The 17,172-nt window shown below is 58.5% G+C and carries 16 protein-coding genes; 6 read left to right on the forward strand and 10 right to left on the reverse strand.

Annotation, left to right across the window (positions count from 1 at the left end; all coding sequences use genetic code 11):
* Nucleotides 1–29: 29 nt before the first annotated feature.
* From AC2FLO_RS07525 to hslO, 5 genes are all read right to left on the reverse strand, one after another.
* Entirely contained in the window at nucleotides 30–1,862 is a 1,833-nt protein-coding gene (locus tag AC2FLO_RS07525; RefSeq protein ID WP_496753252.1) for an ABC transporter ATP-binding protein, read from the reverse strand.
* Nucleotides 1,859–3,697 (reverse strand): ABC transporter ATP-binding protein, encoded by a 1,839-nt coding sequence (locus AC2FLO_RS07530; protein ID WP_496811666.1) that lies wholly within the window; start codon nucleotides 3,695–3,697, stop codon nucleotides 1,859–1,861. Before AC2FLO_RS07530 ends, AC2FLO_RS07525 begins: the two co-directional genes overlap by 4 nt.
* 191 nt (nucleotides 3,698–3,888) lie before the next feature.
* Nucleotides 3,889–5,043 carry a CCA tRNA nucleotidyltransferase gene (locus tag AC2FLO_RS07535; protein WP_496753254.1) on the reverse strand — a complete coding sequence of 385 codons (1,155 nt, stop codon included), beginning with the start codon at nucleotides 5,041–5,043 and terminating at the stop codon, nucleotides 3,889–3,891.
* The gene (locus AC2FLO_RS07540; RefSeq protein ID WP_496753255.1) at nucleotides 5,040–5,636 is read right to left on the reverse strand and encodes a CoA pyrophosphatase; all 597 of its coding nucleotides are present in this window, start codon (nucleotides 5,634–5,636) and stop codon (nucleotides 5,040–5,042) included. Before AC2FLO_RS07540 ends, AC2FLO_RS07535 begins: the two co-directional genes overlap by 4 nt.
* The gene (gene hslO / locus AC2FLO_RS07545; protein ID WP_496753256.1) at nucleotides 5,629–6,615 is read right to left on the reverse strand and encodes an Hsp33 family molecular chaperone HslO; all 987 of its coding nucleotides are present in this window, start codon (nucleotides 6,613–6,615) and stop codon (nucleotides 5,629–5,631) included. Before hslO ends, AC2FLO_RS07540 begins: the two co-directional genes overlap by 8 nt.
* A gap of 76 nt (nucleotides 6,616–6,691) precedes the next feature.
* Between hslO and AC2FLO_RS07550 the strand changes: the two genes are divergently transcribed.
* Nucleotides 6,692–7,135 carry an NUDIX hydrolase gene (locus AC2FLO_RS07550; protein ID WP_496753257.1) on the forward strand — a complete coding sequence of 148 codons (444 nt, stop codon included), beginning with the start codon at nucleotides 6,692–6,694 and terminating at the stop codon, nucleotides 7,133–7,135.
* Here the strand turns inward: AC2FLO_RS07550 and AC2FLO_RS07555 are convergent.
* Nucleotides 7,132–8,406 carry a PP2C family protein-serine/threonine phosphatase gene (locus AC2FLO_RS07555; protein WP_496753258.1) on the reverse strand — a complete coding sequence of 425 codons (1,275 nt, stop codon included), beginning with the start codon at nucleotides 8,404–8,406 and terminating at the stop codon, nucleotides 7,132–7,134. The two genes, AC2FLO_RS07550 and AC2FLO_RS07555, sit on opposite strands and share 4 nt — an antisense overlap.
* 162 nt (nucleotides 8,407–8,568) lie before the next feature.
* On the opposite strand from AC2FLO_RS07555, the gene AC2FLO_RS07560 reads away from it, so the two are divergent.
* A complete protein-coding gene (locus tag AC2FLO_RS07560; protein ID WP_496753259.1) occupies nucleotides 8,569–8,898 on the forward strand; it encodes an Hpt domain-containing protein in 330 nt (109 codons plus the stop codon).
* Here AC2FLO_RS07560 and ilvA read toward each other — a convergent pair.
* Nucleotides 8,895–10,121, reverse strand: a complete 1,227-nt coding sequence (gene ilvA, locus AC2FLO_RS07565; protein WP_496753260.1) for a threonine ammonia-lyase IlvA — start codon at nucleotides 10,119–10,121, stop codon at nucleotides 8,895–8,897. The genes AC2FLO_RS07560 and ilvA overlap by 4 nt on opposite strands.
* 58 nt (nucleotides 10,122–10,179) lie before the next feature.
* Nucleotides 10,180–10,998 carry a hypothetical protein gene (locus tag AC2FLO_RS07570; RefSeq protein WP_496753261.1) on the reverse strand — a complete coding sequence of 273 codons (819 nt, stop codon included), beginning with the start codon at nucleotides 10,996–10,998 and terminating at the stop codon, nucleotides 10,180–10,182.
* Nucleotides 10,999–11,090: 92 nt separating this feature from the next.
* Here AC2FLO_RS07570 and AC2FLO_RS07575 point away from each other — a divergent pair, with 92 nt between their 5' ends.
* The 4 genes from AC2FLO_RS07575 (at nucleotide 11,091) to msrA (ending at nucleotide 14,041) form a co-directional block, all read left to right on the forward strand.
* A complete protein-coding gene (locus AC2FLO_RS07575; protein WP_209506894.1) occupies nucleotides 11,091–12,317 on the forward strand; it encodes an argininosuccinate synthase in 1,227 nt (408 codons plus the stop codon).
* 32 nt (nucleotides 12,318–12,349) lie between these two features.
* Nucleotides 12,350–12,754, forward strand: a complete 405-nt coding sequence (locus AC2FLO_RS07580; RefSeq protein ID WP_496753284.1) for a DUF1810 domain-containing protein — start codon at nucleotides 12,350–12,352, stop codon at nucleotides 12,752–12,754.
* Nucleotides 12,755–12,833: 79 nt separating this feature from the next.
* Nucleotides 12,834–13,115, forward strand: coding sequence for an SCP2 sterol-binding domain-containing protein (locus AC2FLO_RS07585; RefSeq protein ID WP_496753285.1), 282 nt, complete (start codon nucleotides 12,834–12,836; stop codon nucleotides 13,113–13,115).
* A 254-nt stretch (nucleotides 13,116–13,369) separates the two neighbouring features.
* Complete coding sequence (gene msrA / locus AC2FLO_RS07590) at nucleotides 13,370–14,041, forward strand: peptide-methionine (S)-S-oxide reductase MsrA (protein ID WP_480587018.1); 672 nt, start codon at nucleotides 13,370–13,372, stop codon at nucleotides 14,039–14,041.
* Here the strand turns inward: msrA and AC2FLO_RS07595 are convergent.
* Together AC2FLO_RS07595 and AC2FLO_RS07600 are read right to left on the reverse strand one after the other, a co-directional pair.
* Nucleotides 14,038–14,910 (reverse strand): ribokinase, encoded by an 873-nt coding sequence (locus tag AC2FLO_RS07595; RefSeq protein ID WP_496753262.1) that lies wholly within the window; start codon nucleotides 14,908–14,910, stop codon nucleotides 14,038–14,040. The two genes, msrA and AC2FLO_RS07595, sit on opposite strands and share 4 nt — an antisense overlap.
* Before the next feature lie 3 nt (nucleotides 14,911–14,913).
* Entirely contained in the window at nucleotides 14,914–17,169 is a 2,256-nt protein-coding gene (locus AC2FLO_RS07600; protein ID WP_267363735.1) for an NADP-dependent malic enzyme, read from the reverse strand.
* Nucleotides 17,170–17,172: the final 3 nt, after the last annotated feature.

The raw sequence follows: 17,172 nt of genomic DNA on the forward strand, positions 1-17,172 counted from the left end.
ATAGCCGGGCTTTGGGTTCAACAAAACCCTTATTCGGCAGCTTCCGCCTGAATGAAACCACCAGATTGCCGATGCCAGAACCGGGCATAAAGCCCGCCCTGATCCAAAAGATCCTCGTGCGTTCCGGTTTCCACGATTTGCCCCTGATCCAGAACGATGATCCGGTCCATCTCGCTGAGCGTCGACAATCTGTGGGCGATGGCCAGAACGGTTTTGCCCTGCATCACCCGATGAAGCGCCGATTGAATCGACGCCTCGACCTCGGAATCAAGGGCTGAGGTTGCTTCGTCCAGAACCAGAATTGGCGCATCCTTGAGAATGGCGCGTGCAAGGGCGATCCGTTGCCTTTGGCCACCGCTGAGCTTTACGCCACGCTCGCCCAGATGAGCATCATAGCCGGTACGGCCCTGGCCGTCCTTGAGGCTCAGGATAAAGTCATGCGCTTCGGCCTTGATTGCTGCTTCGATCAACTCGGCCTCGGACGCGTCCGGGCGACCATAGAGGATGTTTTCGCGGGCAGACCGGTTGAACATCGCCGTTTCCTGCGTGACCATGCCGATCTGGCGGCGCAAACTGTCCTGCGTGACCTGCGACACGTCCTGCCCGTCGATGCAAATAGCGCCGTTTTCCCTGTCATAGAGCCGAAGAAGCAGCGAAACGAGCGTTGATTTACCCGCCCCTGAGGCGCCGACAATTCCCAGCTTCTCGCCCGGTTTCACAGTCAGCGTCAGATCCGTAACACCGCCCACATCCCGGCCGTATGCAAAACTGACATCTTCAAACGTGATGGACCCTTCGGTCACATCAAGATCCTTCGCGCTGCGCGCATCTTCGACCCTGTCCCGTCTGGCCAGCGTCTTCATCCCGTTTTCAATCTCGCCCACATTGGCATAGAGGCCCATCAACGTGAAGCTAACCCATCCGGTCATCTGCGAAATGCGAACCGACACCGCGCCCGCAGCAACGATGTCACCTGCGGTTGCCATTCCGAACTGCCATAACCACAGCGTCGCCCCCAGCAGGAGAACAGGCAGAATGCCGGCAAGCGCCATCAGGACGAACCGGAAACTGGCCGACAGCTTGCCGAACGCCAGTGATTTTTTCCGCAGCTCGACCATTGAATGCCGCGCGGCCTGATCTTCGAAATCCGAGTGTGCAAAAAGCTTGACGGTTTTGATGTTGGTGATCGTGTCAACCACCTGCCCCGAAACCATCGCCCGCGCCCCGGCGCGTGCGGCCGAGCGCATGCGAATACGCGGCAGGTACCAACGCACAAGCAGGAAATAGACCACCAACCAGGCCGCAAAAGGCAGCATCACAAAAGGATGAATAGACCCTAACAAAAGCAAAGAGCCCACCAGCGACGCCAATGCAAACACTATCGCACTGATCGTTTCGGACACGACCGAGGCCATGGCGTTCGACGTCTGCATCTGTTTCTGGGCGATGCGCCCGGCGAAATCATCGTCGAAATAGGTGACAGACTGGCCCAGCGTCCAGCGGTTCAGCTTGGCCAGCACCAAAGGCGTGATGTTGGGCATCACGATATAGTTGTTCGAAATTGAAGACAGCCCAAACAGGATCGGGCGCAGCAGCATGAAGAACACCACCGCCCCAAAGATCATCCACATATTCCCGGCGGTCATGAAATGCTCGGGCCCGCTGGATGTTGCCACATCGATCACACGCCCCAGAATCCACGCTGTTCCAGCCTCCATCGCGCCAGCCAGCGCCGAAAAGAACGCGGCGACAAACAGCATGGGCCAGGCGCCCGAAAGGCTCCAGCGAATGAACGCCCCCAATGTCTGCGGCGGGGGCGTTTCAGTGGTCCTGAACGGATAGATGAGATCGGCAATCTTCATTCAGCGGCCTCCGGGTTCATGAAGCCGCCAGATTGCCGCGCCCAGAACTGCGCGTAAAGACCACCCTGCGCCAACAGATCAGAATGCGCGCCCTCTTCGACGATGCGGCCCCCGTCCATCACCAGAATGCGATCCATCTGCGCAATGGTGCTGAGCCGGTGGGCGATGGCGATCACGGTTTTGCCCTGCATCATGCCGTAGAGCGTTTCCTGAATTGACGCTTCGACCTCGGAATCCAGTGCCGATGTCGCCTCGTCCAGCAAAAGGATTGGTGCGTCCTTCAGGATCACCCGGGCCAGCGTTACCCGCTGCCGCTGACCACCAGACAGCTTTACGCCCCGCTCACCCACATGCGCGTCATACCCGATGCGCCCCTGCGGGTCCTGCAGGTCAAGGATGAACGCGTGCGCTTCGGCCTGTTTGGCTGCGGCAATCATCTGCGCCTCGGTCGCGTCCGGGCGGCCGTAAAGGATGTTGTCGCGCACAGACCGGTGCAGCAGCGCACTGTCTTGCTGGACCATGCCGATATGGCTGCGAAGGCTGTCCTGTGTGACACCCGCAATGTTCTGATCATCGATCAGAATGGCACCGCGTTCGACGTCATAGAACCGCAAAAGCAGCTTTACCAGGGTCGATTTCCCGGCACCCGACCGCCCAATGAGACCGACCTTTTCGCCGGGCTGAATGGTCAGGTTGATGTGGTCAAGCCCACCGGCCTCGCGCCCGTAATGGTACGAGAGATCGCGGATCCGGATCTCACCCCTGGTCAAGCGCAGGGGTTTGGCTTCGCGCGCGTCAAGCAGGTCGATGGGTTGCGCGATGGTCTCCATCCCCTCGGCCACGATACCAAGCTGGCGGAAAAAGCTGGTCAGCGCCCACATGATCCATCCGGTCATGGCGTTCAGACGCAGGGTCAGCGCGGTTGCTGCCGCAACGACGCCAACCGAAGCGGAACCCTGCATCCACAGGGCAATTGCCCAGCCCACGACACCTACGATCAGCACCCCGTTCAGGGTAACCAGAACCGCATCCATGATGGTGAAAATCCGCATCTCGATCTGGAATGTCCGGCGGGTTTCCTCGATCGCTTCACGGGCATAGTCCAGCTCTTGCGGGCCATGGGCGAACATCTTGACGGAATGAATGTTGGTATAGCTGTCCACGACGCGGCCCGTGACGGTTGACCGCGCATCGGATGCCGCCTTGGACGCCGGCCCGACACGGTGAACAGTCCAGCGCACCAGCATCGCGTAGAACGCAAACCAGACCAGCAGCGGGATCAGCAGGCGCGCATCCGCAGCATAAAGCAGGATCGCCGCCCCGATCAGGTAGGCAAGTGAAAAGGAAATCGCGTCAAAGACCTGAAAGATCACTTCACCCGCCGCGGGCGGTGTCTGCATGATCCGGTTGGCAATCCGTCCGGCAAAATCATTCTCGAACCAGCCAACCGACTGACGCAGAACGTGCTTATGGGCGCGCCATCGGATCAGAGTGCCAAAGTTCGGCAGGATCGTGTTGTTCAGGATCAGTACGTCGACCAGATGCAACAAAGGGCGCAGAAACAGGACAAAGGCCGCGATCAACAGCAGCTCGGTCCCATGGTTCTGCCACACCTCGGTTGGTGTGCCACCCAACAGGTCGACGACACGACCCATATAATAGATCAACCCAATCTCGACACCGGCGACGATAATGGAAATCAGCGCAGCCCAGACAAACACCCGATAGAACGGGCGCGAATAGTCCAGCAGAAACGGCCACAGCCGGGTCGGCGGCGCGTCAGCCTCATGATAGGCGACAAAAGGGTCAACAAGGTTTTCGAAATAGCGAAACATGGAGTGTGCTCCGATTGAGCAGAGATAAAGACATGCGAAGACAGATGGCGACTGAACACCACCCTTTACGGGGCAAGTGTCCCGGCTTTAGCCGAACCAGATCCCGTAATACATTCGCATTCCTCCATCCATGTGACGGGCGCACCTAACCACAATGGACCAAAGTTGTCATCCCCTTTTGAGACTAAACATTAACTTGCAAGCAAGTCCTCGCGCGACAGCGCAAAACCCGACGCGATCCACCGGCTTTCAAGCTCGGCCAGCTTTTGGCCCAGCGCCGGTCCGGTAAACCCGGGGATCAGGTCTTTGGCTTGTATCGGGAAACGCGCGGCTGCGCCTGCGTGCAGGTCCTGTCTGAAGCTTTCGGACCAGGGCTGTTCAAAAAAAGCGCACCGCAAAAGGGTTTTGTTCAAACCGCCTTCGTCACCATACCGATAGCCCAGTTCAGCCACGCTGGTGGTTGACTGCGCTTCGCTCCGCATTCCGGTCAGGCGTTGCAGTTGCGAACGGCTCAGGCGCAGGGTTGCGGCGTCTTCGGGTGTCGCGATGGCCGCCAGACGGCGCACGGGGTTCGGTTCGGCACCTGCCGCATGTTCCAAAGCGACCAGAGGAGCCAGTGACCGGTCATCCGCACCCGACAGCAATTTTGCCAATACGCCCGTGCTGCGCATCGTCGCAATGGCTGGGGCCGGATCAGGCGCGCCCAGCAGCTTCAGCAGTTCCGCCCCGACGCGTTCCCGCGACAACGAGGTCAGCCCGTCAAGATTGGCACCAATGGCAGCCAGCGCGTCCGGGTCGAAACCGGCATCCGGGTCACCATACCAGGCGTGAAACCGGAAATAGCGCAGTGACCGCAGATAGTCTTCGCGAATGCGGTCCTCAGGCTCACCGATGAACCGCACCCGCCGGGCCTGAAGGTCGGGAAGCCCGCCAAGCGGGTCTAACACAGTGCCATCGGGCCTTGCATAAAGTGCATTCATGGTAAAATCGCGCCGCGCAGCATCTTCTTCGACGTGATCGGAAAAGGCGATGACGGCGCGGCGGCCATCGGTTTCGACGTCACGCCGGAAAGTGGTGATCTCGTGCGGGATACCGGCGCTGACCACTGTAATCGTGCCATGGTCGATACCGGTGGGGATGGCCTTGAGGCCCGCAGCCTGCGCCATCTCGACAACCCGTTCAGGCCGGGCATCAGTGGCAATGTCGATATCCGACACCGGCGCGCCCAGCAGCGCATTGCGCACGCACCCTCCGACAAAAAGCGCCTGCGCCCCGGATGAGGTCAGGGCGGCGCATACCTTTTGGGTCGCCGGTTCGCTGACCCAAAGCTCCTCAATCTGCATCATTCATTCACCCGTGCTGCAAGCCCGCGCAATATGCGGGCCGTCGCACCCCATATGTAATAAGGGCCGTACGGAACTGTGTAATATCTGCGTTTCTGGCCGCGCCAACGGCGCGATTCAACCAGATAATTCTTGGGATTCAAGAGATGCGCAAGGGGGGTCGAAAAAACTTCGTCGACTTCGCCGGGTTCCGGAACAGGTTGAAATCCCTTTCGAAGAACGGCCACCACAGGTGTGACCGTGAATGAGGTGACAGTTTCATGCGTCGGCAAGTAACCCAGGATTTCGGGAAGGTCCGCGGGAAGGCCAATCTCTTCCTGTGCTTCGCGCAGGGCCGTTGCCGTGACATCCGCATCCCCTTCGTCCTGTTTGCCGCCGGGAAACGCGATCTGACCCGGATGATGCTTGAGGGCCGAGGACCGTTTCGTCAGGATCACCCGAGGGGTTTCATCTGCAAGCGAGATTGCAACCAGAACCCCCGCCGGGCGCAGGCGGCGGCCGGGTGGCAGGACTGTATCCGGGTTCAGGTCAAAGTCGCTTGACCCGTGACCGGGACGGCGCAGCGCCGTCCGGATCTGTTCAATCGGGTCAAGCACCCTTTCGGTCTTCGGCTTCAAAGCCAACCGTTGACGGGTCAAGCACATAGTGTGCGCCGCAGAACTGGCAATCGGCGGTGACCTGATCTTCGGGCGTCGTCATCTTTTCGAGGTCCTTTGCCGAATAGATCGACAGGCTCTGCCGTACCCGATCTTCGGAGCAGGTGCAGCCAAACTGCACGGACTGCGCATCATAGACCCGTGGCTGTTCTTCGTGGAACAACCGAACCAACAAATCAGTCGGCGCAATCGAAGGACCGATCAGCTCAAGATCCTCGACTGTGTCCAGCAGGATATTGACCCGGCCCCAGTTCTCGCCCTCTTCGCCGTCAACCAGATCGCTGGCGGTCAGGATCTCGCCATTGCCCTCACCCGAGGCGGCAAATGGCGAGGCTTTGGGCATATGCTGCAACATGATGCCGCCGGCACGCCAATGTTCATCCACGCCGGGCTCGGTCGATTTGCCAAAGCTCAGCGAGAACCGGGTTGGCAGCTGCTCGGACTGTGCAAAATAGGCCTCGGCGCAGGCGCTGAGAGAGGCCCTGGTCAGCGGCGTGATACCCTGATAGGGTTGCGTGCCTTTGCCCTGGTCTATCATGATGGCAAAATACCCTTCGCCCACCTGATCGAAGGGGGCCGTATCGGTGAGCCGGTCACGGTCAAAGCTGGCATAGGCCCGGATCTGCGCAGGCTGACCTTCGGCCTTGGGTGCGTAATAGTCGGTCGCAATCATGCGCACCGGCCCCTTGGACTGCACCTGCAACGACAGCTTCCAGCGCAGCGCAACCGTCTGCCCGATCAATGCGGTCAGCAAGGCCATCTCGGCCACCAACGCCTCGACCTGTTCGGGGTAGTCATGCTGCTTCAGGATACCATCCAGCACACCATCCAGGCGGGCCACTCGGCCACGCATATCCGATACATCGAGTTGAAAGGGCAGGACGGTATCGTCCCACGCGATTTTCGTTCCAAGAGACATGGGGTTTCCTTACGCGCCACAGGTTGGCATACCGGCACCATATAGGTCGAACAGATTAGGTTGTAAGGGGCCATACATGATCAGGCGGTTCGGTGAAACCCCAGAGCCGGGGCGGAAATACACGCGACGGGTCGGTGTGTACGCACTTTTGCCCCGCAGAAGTCACCTTTTGCTGACCTGCCAGACAGAACCCGGTCCCGACCTGCAATTGCCCGGCGGGGGTATTGATCCGGGCGAATCACCCGTTACCGCCCTGCATCGCGAAGTCATTGAAGAAACCGGGTGGCTTATTGCGGCCCCCCGGCGGATTGGTGCCTTTCGGCGCTTCACCTATATGCCGGAATATGACCTGTGGGCCGAGAAGGTCTGCCTGATCTATCGCGCCCGCCCCGTGCGACGCATAGGCCCGCCGACCGAGGCGTTTCACGAAGCGCTGTGGATGGAAACTGCTGACGCCGTCGGTTTACTGGGAAATGACGGTGACCGGCACTTTGCTGAATTGCATCTCGGGTCGCTTTAAGGTCCGTTATATTCAAAAAAGACGGCCGAGACATCATCGCCGATGCCGTCTTTGGGTGACATCACTTGCGTCAAACGCCAGAACATGTCGTCCAGAAACTCTGACCCGCCCCTTTCCGACATGCTCTGTTGGGCCATCTGACGCAAACCGTCTTCTTCCAGCAAGCCACCACCAGCCAGTTGGCATTCGGTAAACCCGTCCGAGTACAACAGCAGCTTGTCGCCGGGCAGCATCTGCGTCTCGATTTGTTGAAAGCGCGCATCTTCGATCAATCCTATGGGCAAGCCTCCGTCACCAAGAAACTCGGCGCGGCCACCCTGCCGCAGCAGCAGGGGGTGCGGATGCCCGGCCTGCACCATTTTCAGATGCCCGTTGCGCAGGTCAACGATGGCGTAAACCATGGTAAAATACTCTTCGATGCCTTCATCGGCCATCAGGCGGGAATTGAGCGTTTCAGCCACGTATTTCGGTGGAAGAAGCGCATAAAACTTGTCGAACCTCCGCTCCATCGCGACGTTCTGATCGAAATGCTTGCTGGACAGGTACCCCCCCAATCGCGCCGTCATCATGGCCGAGGTGATACCATGGCCGGATACGTCGATGCTGTAGAACCCAAGCCGGTTCACCCTGGGCGAGAACATCCCCACCAGATCACCGCCGATATGACCACAGGGTTTCAGCAACAGACTGACTTGTGACTTCCCGAATGTCCGGGTCAGTTCGGGAACCAGCGATTCCTGAATTTTTCGCGCCTGCATCAGGTCCTTGTCAATCGCGTCATGCGCCAGCCTGAGTTCCTCGAGCGCAGATTCGATCAGGCGGTTTTTCTGTGAGAGCTCGCGCTGCATGTCCAGAATGCGCGCACCAGCTGAAATTCGGGCGCGCAGTTCGTCCGCCTCAAGCGGCTTGATCAGAAAATCGTCGGCCCCGGCATCCAGACCGCGCGCGACCTCCTGCTTTTCGCTTTTGGATGTCAGAAGGATGAAATAGCTGTATTGATCCGTTTCCAAAGCCCGAAAGGCACAGCAGAATTCAAGGCCGCTCATCCCCGGCATGACCCAGTCGCTTAGCACAAGATCGGGCGGATTATCGACGCAAAGCGCCAAAGCGGCATGGCCTGTATCGGCCTCGATCACCTCGAACCCCCACTTCCTGAGAGATGCCACCAGAATGCGCCGTTGCAGGCGGCTGTCATCCACCACCAGCACCGTGCGGATCGCGCCGAAATCCAGATCAGCTCTGGTTTCCTCAAGACTCGCCCCCGGCACCATTTACCCTCTGCTCTGATGAGTTTCGCCACTGATGGCGACCCTATCGCCGACTGATTTAACATCCGGTGAAGAGTGACGATTGCGGAAGCATGGCCGCGTTAACCTGCTTTTTACCGGGCGCGTCTATTCAGAACCATGACCATTCATTAGCTGGTGAATATTATGATCCACTGGGCCAGAGTCAGGCAGTTGCGGGATGAAGTCGGCCCCGAGGAATTCGATGAGGTGGTCGAGATATTTCTGGAAGAAGTGCAGGACGTGATCATCCGCCTGCGCCGCGACACCAACCGGGCCGAGCTGGAACAGAACCTGCATTTCCTGAAAGGCAGCGCGTTGAGCCTGGGGTTCGATCAATTCTCGAAACTCTGCCAGGATGGGGAACGGCAGGCGGCGGCAGGGCAAGGGGCCGAGGTTGATCTGCCGGCGCTTTTGGCCGTTTTCGACAGCTCGAAAACCATGTTTGAAGCTGAGCTGAATGAGAACCTGACCTAGATCACGAACTGTGCCAGCGTCTCGTCCTCGGTGATGTCGGTATAGGTGAACCCTGCATCGTCCAGATGGGCAAACAGGCGCATGAAGTTTTCCGGCTTGCGGGTTTCGATCCCGATCAGAACCGAACCGAAATTGCGCGCCGATTTCTTCATGTATTCGAACCGGGCGATATCATCCTCGGGGCCGAGAATATTCAGGAACTCTTTCAGGGCGCCGGGTCGCTGCGGCAGGCGCAGGATGAAGTACTTCTTCACACCGGAGTACCGCTGCGCACGTTCCTTGACCTCGGGAAGGCGTTCGAAATCGAAATTGCCGCCGGATGTCAGGCAGACCACGGTCTTTCCGCGCACAAAGCTTTGGATATCACCTAATGCCTCGATCGCCAGCGCCCCCGCAGGTTCCAGCACGATGCCTTCGACATTCAGCATCTCGATCATGGTGGTGCAGATACGGTCCTCGGACAGGACCAGAACGTCCGACAGGTGACGTGATTTCAACAACTCGAACGGCTTTTCACCGATCCGCCCGACCGCCGCGCCATCGACAAAGGTATCCACATGATCCAGCGAAACAGGATGCCCCGCCGCCAGGGCTGCGCGCAGACAGGCCCCTCCGGCCGGTTCGACGAACAGGCAATGGGTGCGGTCCCCGAACCATGTGGCGACACCGGCGGACATGCCGCCTCCACCCACGGGAAGCACAACGTGATCGGGCGCACCGCCCATCTGCCTTTCGATTTCAACCGCCAGCGAGGCTTGCCCTTCGATCACATCGGCATCGTCAAAAGGCGACAGGAAATACCCGCCCTGCTGTACGCACCACGTCTGAGCGGCGGCGAGCGTGTCATCGAAATAGTCACCGATCAGATGAATCTCGACGTTGTCCCCGCCAAAGATACGCGTTTTCTGGATCTTCTGCTGAGGCGTCGTGACCGGCATGAAGATCACGCCCCGGACGCCCATATGCTGGCACATATAGGCCACGCCCTGCGCGTGATTGCCCGCGCTGGCGCAGACGAACAGGTCCTGTCCCTGTTGCTTGCGCATGGCGTTAAAGGCACCGCGAATCTTGTAGGAGCGCACCGGGCTCAGGTCTTCGCGCTTGAGCCAGATATCCGCCCCATAACGGTCGGACAGGTGGGCATTGCGCTGCAACGGCGTTGCCGGGAAGACAGAGCGCATCGCCTCTTCGGCGGCGCGGGCGCGGGTCATGAAATCAGTCATGACCGCTTCCCTGCCCCATCGGCGTGATAAGGGCAAGGAATACATATGTGTACGCCGCTCAGGAGAGTTGGCGTTTTTCGATAAAGACGCCGTACATCGTGGTCAGAATGCTGACGTTGATCAGTGGAACGATCAGCATACTTGCGAAGAATACGATCAAGGCACCGATGATCGGGACGAATAGAAGCAGCGATGCCAACAGTTGCAGCGCGATCTGAAACAGTACGGACACTACCAGCAGAACAGTAATTGCCCCGTTTGCACCCGATGTTGCCTTCCATGCTTCGGCAAGGGTCAACGGCCTTCCAATAGCTGCTCCCGGCAGGATCGGTGTCAAACGGTAGAAAACGATGGAAAGAAAGAAAACCATTGCAGCCCAAACCACGAAACTGACCAGCGAAGAAATCTGAGACAATACACCAAAGACGAGTCCAGCAGGAATAAACGCAACCACCAGCAACACAATCAGCATCAAGAGGTGACCGAAATACGACAAAATGCGATCAACTCTAAGCGGTGGGATAATCCCGGACGGGTATTCTTCAAGCAGCACGAACCGGTGCCACGACACAACGATCCAAAGCATGACGCCGAACATGCATATCAATGCCGAAATGAGAAAACCTAATACTGCACCGACCGACGCTGCATCTGATGCTCCGTTTGGTTCGGTGGAGATGTCTTCGAAAGAAATTTCAAAAACAAGGACTAATCCGATTAGGATAACACCGCCAATGAAGGCAGGCACGACGGAAATCTGCATCGCCTGTTTCAAATTCCTCAGAACCATCTTCACCGAATGTATAAAAATCTCGAATCCCAACATCGAAAAAGCTGCCCTCTCAACCAATACTTGTTCTCTTTCCCAACGTTTCACCCCATTTCCCGGCCTTCGTCAACGCGCACCAACTTGCCCCCGCGTCCAAAACCCGCTAGGGGCCAATCGTTCTACGCATAAAGGGAAGTCAGATGTCCGCGCCCAAGAAAGTTGTTCTGGCCTATTCCGGTGGCCTTGATACCTCGATCATTCTAAAATGGCTGCAGACCGAGTATGGTTGTGAGGTCGTGACCTTCACCGCCGATCTGGGTCAGGGCGAGGAGCTGGAGCCCGCACGCCAAAAAGCCGAACTGCTGGGGATCAAGCCCGAGAACATCTATATCGAGGATATCCGCGAGGAGTTTGTCCGCGATTTCGTCTTCCCGATGTTCCGTGCCAATGCGCAATATGAAGGTCTGTACCTGCTGGGCACCTCGATCGCACGGCCGCTGATCTCGAAACGCCTGATTGAGATCGCTGCCGAAACCGGCGCTGATGCCGTCGCCCATGGTGCAACCGGCAAGGGCAACGATCAGGTGCGGTTCGAACTGGCGGCTTACGCGCTCAACCCCGACATCAAGGTCATTGCACCGTGGCGCGAGTGGGATCTGACCAGCCGCACCAAGCTGCTGGAATTCGCCGAGCAGAACCAAATTCCGATTGCCAAGGACAAACGCGGTGAGGCACCGTTCTCGGTCGATGCGAACCTGCTGCACACTTCTTCCGAGGGCAAGGTTCTGGAAGACCCCGCCGATATGGCCCCCGACTATGTCTACCAGCGCACCGTCCACCCCGAAGACGCCCCGAATGAGCCTGAGTTCATCGAAATCGGTTTTGAAAAAGGCGACGCGGTCAGCATCAATGGTGAGGCGATGAGCCCGGCCACGATCCTGACCAAGCTGAACGAATATGGCGGCAAGCACGGTATTGGCCGTCTGGACCTGGTCGAAGGCCGGTTCGTGGGCATGAAGTCGCGCGGCATCTACGAGACACCCGGCGGCACCATCCTGTTGGAAGCGCACCGTGGTATTGAATCCATCACAATGGACCGTGGCGCGATGCATCTGAAAGACCAGCTGATGCCGCAATATGCGGAACTCATCTACAACGGTTTCTGGTACAGCCCCGAGCGTGAGATGCTGCAAGCCGCCATCGACAGATCGCAAGAGCATGTCACCGGCACCGTCCGCGTGAAGCTGTACAAAGGTCTGGCCTCGACCGTGGGCCGCTGGTCGGATCATTCGCTGTACTCTGAGGCACATGTGACCTTCGAAGAGGACGCAGGTGCGTACGATCAGAAAGATGCGGCAGGCTTTATCCAGCTGAATGCGTTGCGTCTGAAACTGCTGGCTGCTCGGAACAAGCGCCTGTCCAAGTGATCGACGAAGACGATACCGACGACGAACTCGACATGTTCATCGAGGCGCAGGACACGGTTTGGGCCGATGTCCTGCGCGAACTTGAACAGGGGCAGAAAACCAGCCACTGGATGTGGTTCGTGTTTCCGCAACTGGTCGAGCTGGGCCAGTCCCATATGGCGCAGCTTTACGGCATTGAAGGTCTGGACGAGGCGACACGCTATCTGAACCACCCGGTACTACGCGACCGGCTTAGGCAGGCGGCCTCGTTGATGCTGCTGCACACGGGGCGCGATGCCCGCGACATTCTGGGCGGAATTGACGCGAAAAAGCTGCGGTCTTCGATGACATTGTTTTCATCTGTGGCAGATGCTCCGCCCGAGTTTCGTGCTGTTTTGGACGCCTTCTATGGCGGTAAGCCTTGTGACCGGACGGTTCAGATTCTCGGGGCATCGTGATCAGAAGTTCCAGTTGGGTCAGCCTTGCCTGTTCGGCACCTGACGCATTACGCATTCGGAAACCGTGAAAGGACCCAGCATGCTTCAGGACATCGCCGATGGAATTCAAAAAGGGCTGAACGGCAAAAGCTTTGATGGCTCGCTCAAATTCGATTGCGGCGCGGACGGTGTGATTGTTCTGGCAGAAAACCAGGCAACGACACAGGATCGGGACACGGATTGCACAATCCGCATCTCGCAGGAGAACCTGACCAAGCTGTTGACCGGAAAGCTGAACCCGATGACCGGCGTTGCTTTGGGCAAGCTCAAGATCTCGGGCAATATGGGTGTTGCGATGAGGCTGGGGCAATTGCTGGGCTGATTTCGGCGCAAAGCTGGCCTTTGTCCCAGGCCAGCCAGACCGGTGGTCCCACCCGCGGTGTACCGCCGTTCCCCATCGGGATACCTATCGCGCATGATCCGTCGCAAATGAAAGGTGGTTTCGCCCACCCTTCAAGTGGCCGTTTACACATGATCGCAGACGATAAACTCGTCTCACCAGCGCGTGACATTGCATGACAGGCAATTGCAAGGGGGTCGAACCCGCGTCAATCTCATCTTAAAAGGAGACCTGACATGATGCGGACTGCTTATTTCGAAACCGTCAGACCAGCCCTTCTATTTACACTGATTGCATTGGCTGCACTGTTGCGCGCGCTGCCTGCCCCGGCTGCGGGAACCGAAACGCTGACGGTGGCTGGCGGGTGTTTCTGGTGCGTGGAATCCGATTTCGAATCCGTGCCCGGCGTAATCGGGGCAGTGTCCGGATATACCGGCGGCACATCTGCGGATCCGACATATGATCAGGTTTCAAAAGGGGGAACCGGCCACTACGAGGCGGTTCAGATCACGTTCGATCCGGCGCGCGTCTCTCGCGCGTCACTTCTGAACATGTTTTTCCGCTCGGTTGATCCGACAGACGCAGGTGGCCAGTTCTGCGATCGGGGCGACAGCTATCGAACTGCGATATTCGTCTCTAACACAGGCGAAAAGGCGTTGGCAGAACAAGCCATAGCAGACGCACAGCAAGCGCTGGGCCAGACCATTGTCACCCCGGTTCTGAGCGCAGGACCCTTTTACCCCGCCGAGGCGTATCATCAGGATTATTACAAAGGCAACAAACTGGTTCTTACCCGCTTTGGACCAAAGCGCCAGCACAACGCCTACAAAGCCTATCGCAAAGCCTGTGGTCGTGACGCGCGCGTCAAGCAGCTTTGGGGCGGTGATGCGCCATTTGCAGGGTCCTAGTCAAAGGATGCGTCACGCACTTCTTTCAGATCAGGAATGACATCCGCCGTTCCGTGCCGCATCACCATCAGGGCTGCGGCGCGGTTTGCCTGCAAAATGGCCTGCTCCATTGGCATTCCGCGATCCATGCCCGCCAGCACATAGCCGGTGAAGGTGTCGCCTGCACCTGTGGTATCCACCGCCCGCACCTTATGCGCGGGAAACTCGACCGGATCGTTGCCCTGCTGCAAATACCTTGCGCCTTTTGAGCCGAGGGTAACGATGACATGCCGAACGGGCAGATCGGCGATGCTCAGACCGGTTTCCTGACGCAGTTGTTCAGCCTCCACCTCATTCAGGATCAGGAAATCCAGAAAAGGCAGAACGCCCTGAACGGCCTGAGCCTGAAACGGGGCCGCGGCATAACAGACGGTCAGGCCAAGCTTGCGCCCCAGCTGCGCCGCTTCGACCTGGGCATTGGTTTCATTCTGCAAGATCAGCAGATCACCGGTGTTTGCCGAGGCCAGCGCCTGCCCCAGATGGGCGGCTTCCAATGCGTGATTGGCCCCGGGATACAGGATAATCAGGTTCTCACCCTCGGCATCCACCGCAATGATGGCGTGGCCTGTGGGAACATCCACCTCAGAGATATGGCGCGTATCCACACCATATTCTGTCAGTCGATCCTTGGCCCAGCGCCCATCGGACCCCACGGCACCTATATGGCTGACGCGTGATCCCGCACGCGCCGCGGCCACCGACATGTTGGCCCCCTTGCCGCCCAGGAACCGATCCAGCCTACGGGCAGCCAGAGTTTCCCCCGGTGCAGGCAGATGCGGCAGGTCATAGACCATATCCGCGTTGATCGAGCCGAGATTCCAGATCGTCATGATTTATCCGATGTCGCAAGAGGCCAGAATGGCCATGTTCAGTATATCGTTCGCGGTCGAGACGGTCGAACAGATCTGGATCGGCTTGTCGATGCCTGACAGGATCGGGCCGATCACGGTCGCTCCGCCCATTTCCTGCATCAGCTTGGTCGAGATTGATGCCGAATGCCGGGCCGGAACGATCAGGATATTCGCCGGACCGGTCAGGCGCGAGAACGGATAGGCCGCTTGCTGTTCGATGTTCAGGGCGACGTCCACCGTCATTTCACCCTCGTATTCAAAGTCGACGCCGCGCCGATCCAGAACAGCCGGGGCGCGGTGCATCTTTTCGGCACGTTCTGACACCGGATAGCCAAAGGTCGAGAAGCTGACAAAAGCCACGCGCGGCTCCAGCCCCATATGCCGGGCAACTGCGGCCGAACGCTCGGCAATATTCGCCAGATCGTTTTCGTCGGGCCATTCATGTACCAACGTGTCGCCAATCAGAACAATCCGGCCTTTATGCAGCAAAGCTGTCACACCGGCGGCACCGTTGGCGGCATCGGCATCAAACACATGGTTGATCCGGTCAAGCACATGCGCGGACTTGCGGGTTGCGCCAGTGACCAGACCATCACCGTGCCCATGGGCCAGCATCAGCGAGGAAAACACGTGCCTGTCCCGTGCGGCCAGACGGTGAATATCTTTACGGTCAAACCCCTTACGTTGCAGGCGCTGATACAGGAAGTTCGAATAGGTTTCGAGATGCGTGGTATTGGCCGCATTTACGACCTCGATTTCACGCACAGCGTCGCCCAGGCCCGTTGCTTCCAGTTTGGTCTTCACATCGTCCGGCCGACCCACCACAAGCGCCTTGCCGAAACCAGACCGCTGATACATGACCGCTGCGCGCAATACCCGGGGATCGTCGCCCTCGGCGAAAATCATGCGGCTTTGCGCCTGACGCGCTCGGGCGTTCAGACCGCGCAGGATGCTGGCGGTCGGGTCCATCCGGGATTTCAGACTCAGCTCATACGCGTCCATGTCGATGATCGGACGGCGCGCGGCACCGGTGTCCATCCCCGCCCTGGCAACAGCCGGTGGAATACGGTGGATCAAACGCGGGTCGAACGGGGTGGGGATGATATAGTCACGCCCAAAGGTCAGCGACTTGCCATAGGCCATTGCGACCTCATCCGGCACATCCTCGCGCGCCAGATTTGCAAGTGCGTGGGCACAGGCGATCTTCATCTCATCATTGATGGCGCGGGCGTGAATGTCCAACGCACCGCGGAACAGGTAGGGGAAACCCAAAACGTTATTCACCTGGTTTGGATAGTCGCTGCGCCCGGTGGCAACGATCGCATCCACGCGAACCTCGTGCGCTTCTTCCGGAGTGATCTCGGGGTCGGGGTTGGCCATCGCAAAGATGACAGGATTGTCGGCCATGCTGGCGACCATATCCTGCGTGACCGCGCCTTTCACCGAAACGCCCAGGAACACATCCGCCCCCTTCATCGCGTCTTCCAATGTGCGCAAGTCGGTTGTGATCGCGTGGGCCGATTTCCACTGGTTCATGCCCTCGGTCCGGCCCTGATAGATCACGCCTTTGGTATCGCAGACAATGCAGTTTTCGTGCCGCGCGCCCATTGCCTTGAGCAGTTCGATACAGGCAATCCCAGCCGCACCTGCGCCATTCAGAACGATTTTCACGTCCTCGATCTTCTTGCCCGAGATGTGCAGCGCGTTCAGCAGGCCCGCAGCACAGATCACGGCTGTGCCGTGCTGGTCATCGTGAAAGACGGGGATGTCCATCTCTTCCTTCAGGCGCTGTTCGATGATGAAACACTCGGGCGCTTTGATGTCTTCCAGATTGATGCCGCCAAAGGTTGGCCCCATCAGACGCACTGCACGGCAGAATTCATCCGGGTCTTCGGTGTCCAGCTCGATATCGATCGAGTTCACGTCGGCGAACCGTTTGAACAGGACCGATTTGCCTTCCATGACCGGTTTCGAGCCCAGCGCGCCAAGGTTACCAAGGCCCAGCACCGCCGTCCCGTTCGAGATTACGGCCACCAAGTTGCCCTTGTTGGTATAGTCATAGGCCGTTTCCGGGTTTTCAGCGATGGCCTCGCAGGGAACGGCCACGCCCGGGCTGTAGGCCAGCGACAGGTCACGCTGCGTTGTCATGGGGACGGTGGCCTGCACCTCCCACTTGCCGGGGGTGGGGTCCAGGTGAAAGGCCAATGCCTCTTCTTTGGTGATCTTCGCTTTGGGCATCTT

The organism is Ruegeria sp. TASC047 (assembly GCF_059612445.1).

Excerpts from the sequence above, each read along its gene's own strand:
- AC2FLO_RS07525 (WP_496753252.1), bottom strand. The coding sequence starts at position 1,862 with ATGAAGATTGCCGATCTCATCTATCCGTTCAGGACCACTGAAACGCCC.
- AC2FLO_RS07530 (WP_496811666.1), bottom strand. The coding sequence starts at position 3,697 with ATGTTTCGCTATTTCGAAAACCTTGTTGACCCTTTTGTCGCCTATCAT.
- AC2FLO_RS07535 (WP_496753254.1), bottom strand. The coding sequence starts at position 5,043 with ATGATGCAGATTGAGGAGCTTTGGGTCAGCGAACCGGCGACCCAAAAG.
- hslO (WP_496753256.1), bottom strand. The coding sequence starts at position 6,615 with ATGTCTCTTGGAACGAAAATCGCGTGGGACGATACCGTCCTGCCCTTT.
- AC2FLO_RS07550 (WP_496753257.1), top strand. The coding sequence starts at position 6,692 with ATGATCAGGCGGTTCGGTGAAACCCCAGAGCCGGGGCGGAAATACACG.
- AC2FLO_RS07555 (WP_496753258.1), bottom strand. The coding sequence starts at position 8,406 with ATGGTGCCGGGGGCGAGTCTTGAGGAAACCAGAGCTGATCTGGATTTC.
- AC2FLO_RS07560 (WP_496753259.1), top strand. The coding sequence starts at position 8,569 with ATGATCCACTGGGCCAGAGTCAGGCAGTTGCGGGATGAAGTCGGCCCC.
- ilvA (WP_496753260.1), bottom strand. The coding sequence starts at position 10,121 with ATGACTGATTTCATGACCCGCGCCCGCGCCGCCGAAGAGGCGATGCGC.
- AC2FLO_RS07575 (WP_209506894.1), top strand. The coding sequence starts at position 11,091 with ATGTCCGCGCCCAAGAAAGTTGTTCTGGCCTATTCCGGTGGCCTTGAT.
- AC2FLO_RS07580 (WP_496753284.1), top strand. The coding sequence starts at position 12,350 with ATGTTCATCGAGGCGCAGGACACGGTTTGGGCCGATGTCCTGCGCGAA.
- AC2FLO_RS07585 (WP_496753285.1), top strand. The coding sequence starts at position 12,834 with ATGCTTCAGGACATCGCCGATGGAATTCAAAAAGGGCTGAACGGCAAA.
- msrA (WP_480587018.1), top strand. The coding sequence starts at position 13,370 with ATGATGCGGACTGCTTATTTCGAAACCGTCAGACCAGCCCTTCTATTT.
- AC2FLO_RS07595 (WP_496753262.1), bottom strand. The coding sequence starts at position 14,910 with ATGACGATCTGGAATCTCGGCTCGATCAACGCGGATATGGTCTATGAC.
- AC2FLO_RS07600 (WP_267363735.1), bottom strand. The coding sequence starts at position 17,169 with ATGCCCAAAGCGAAGATCACCAAAGAAGAGGCATTGGCCTTTCACCTG.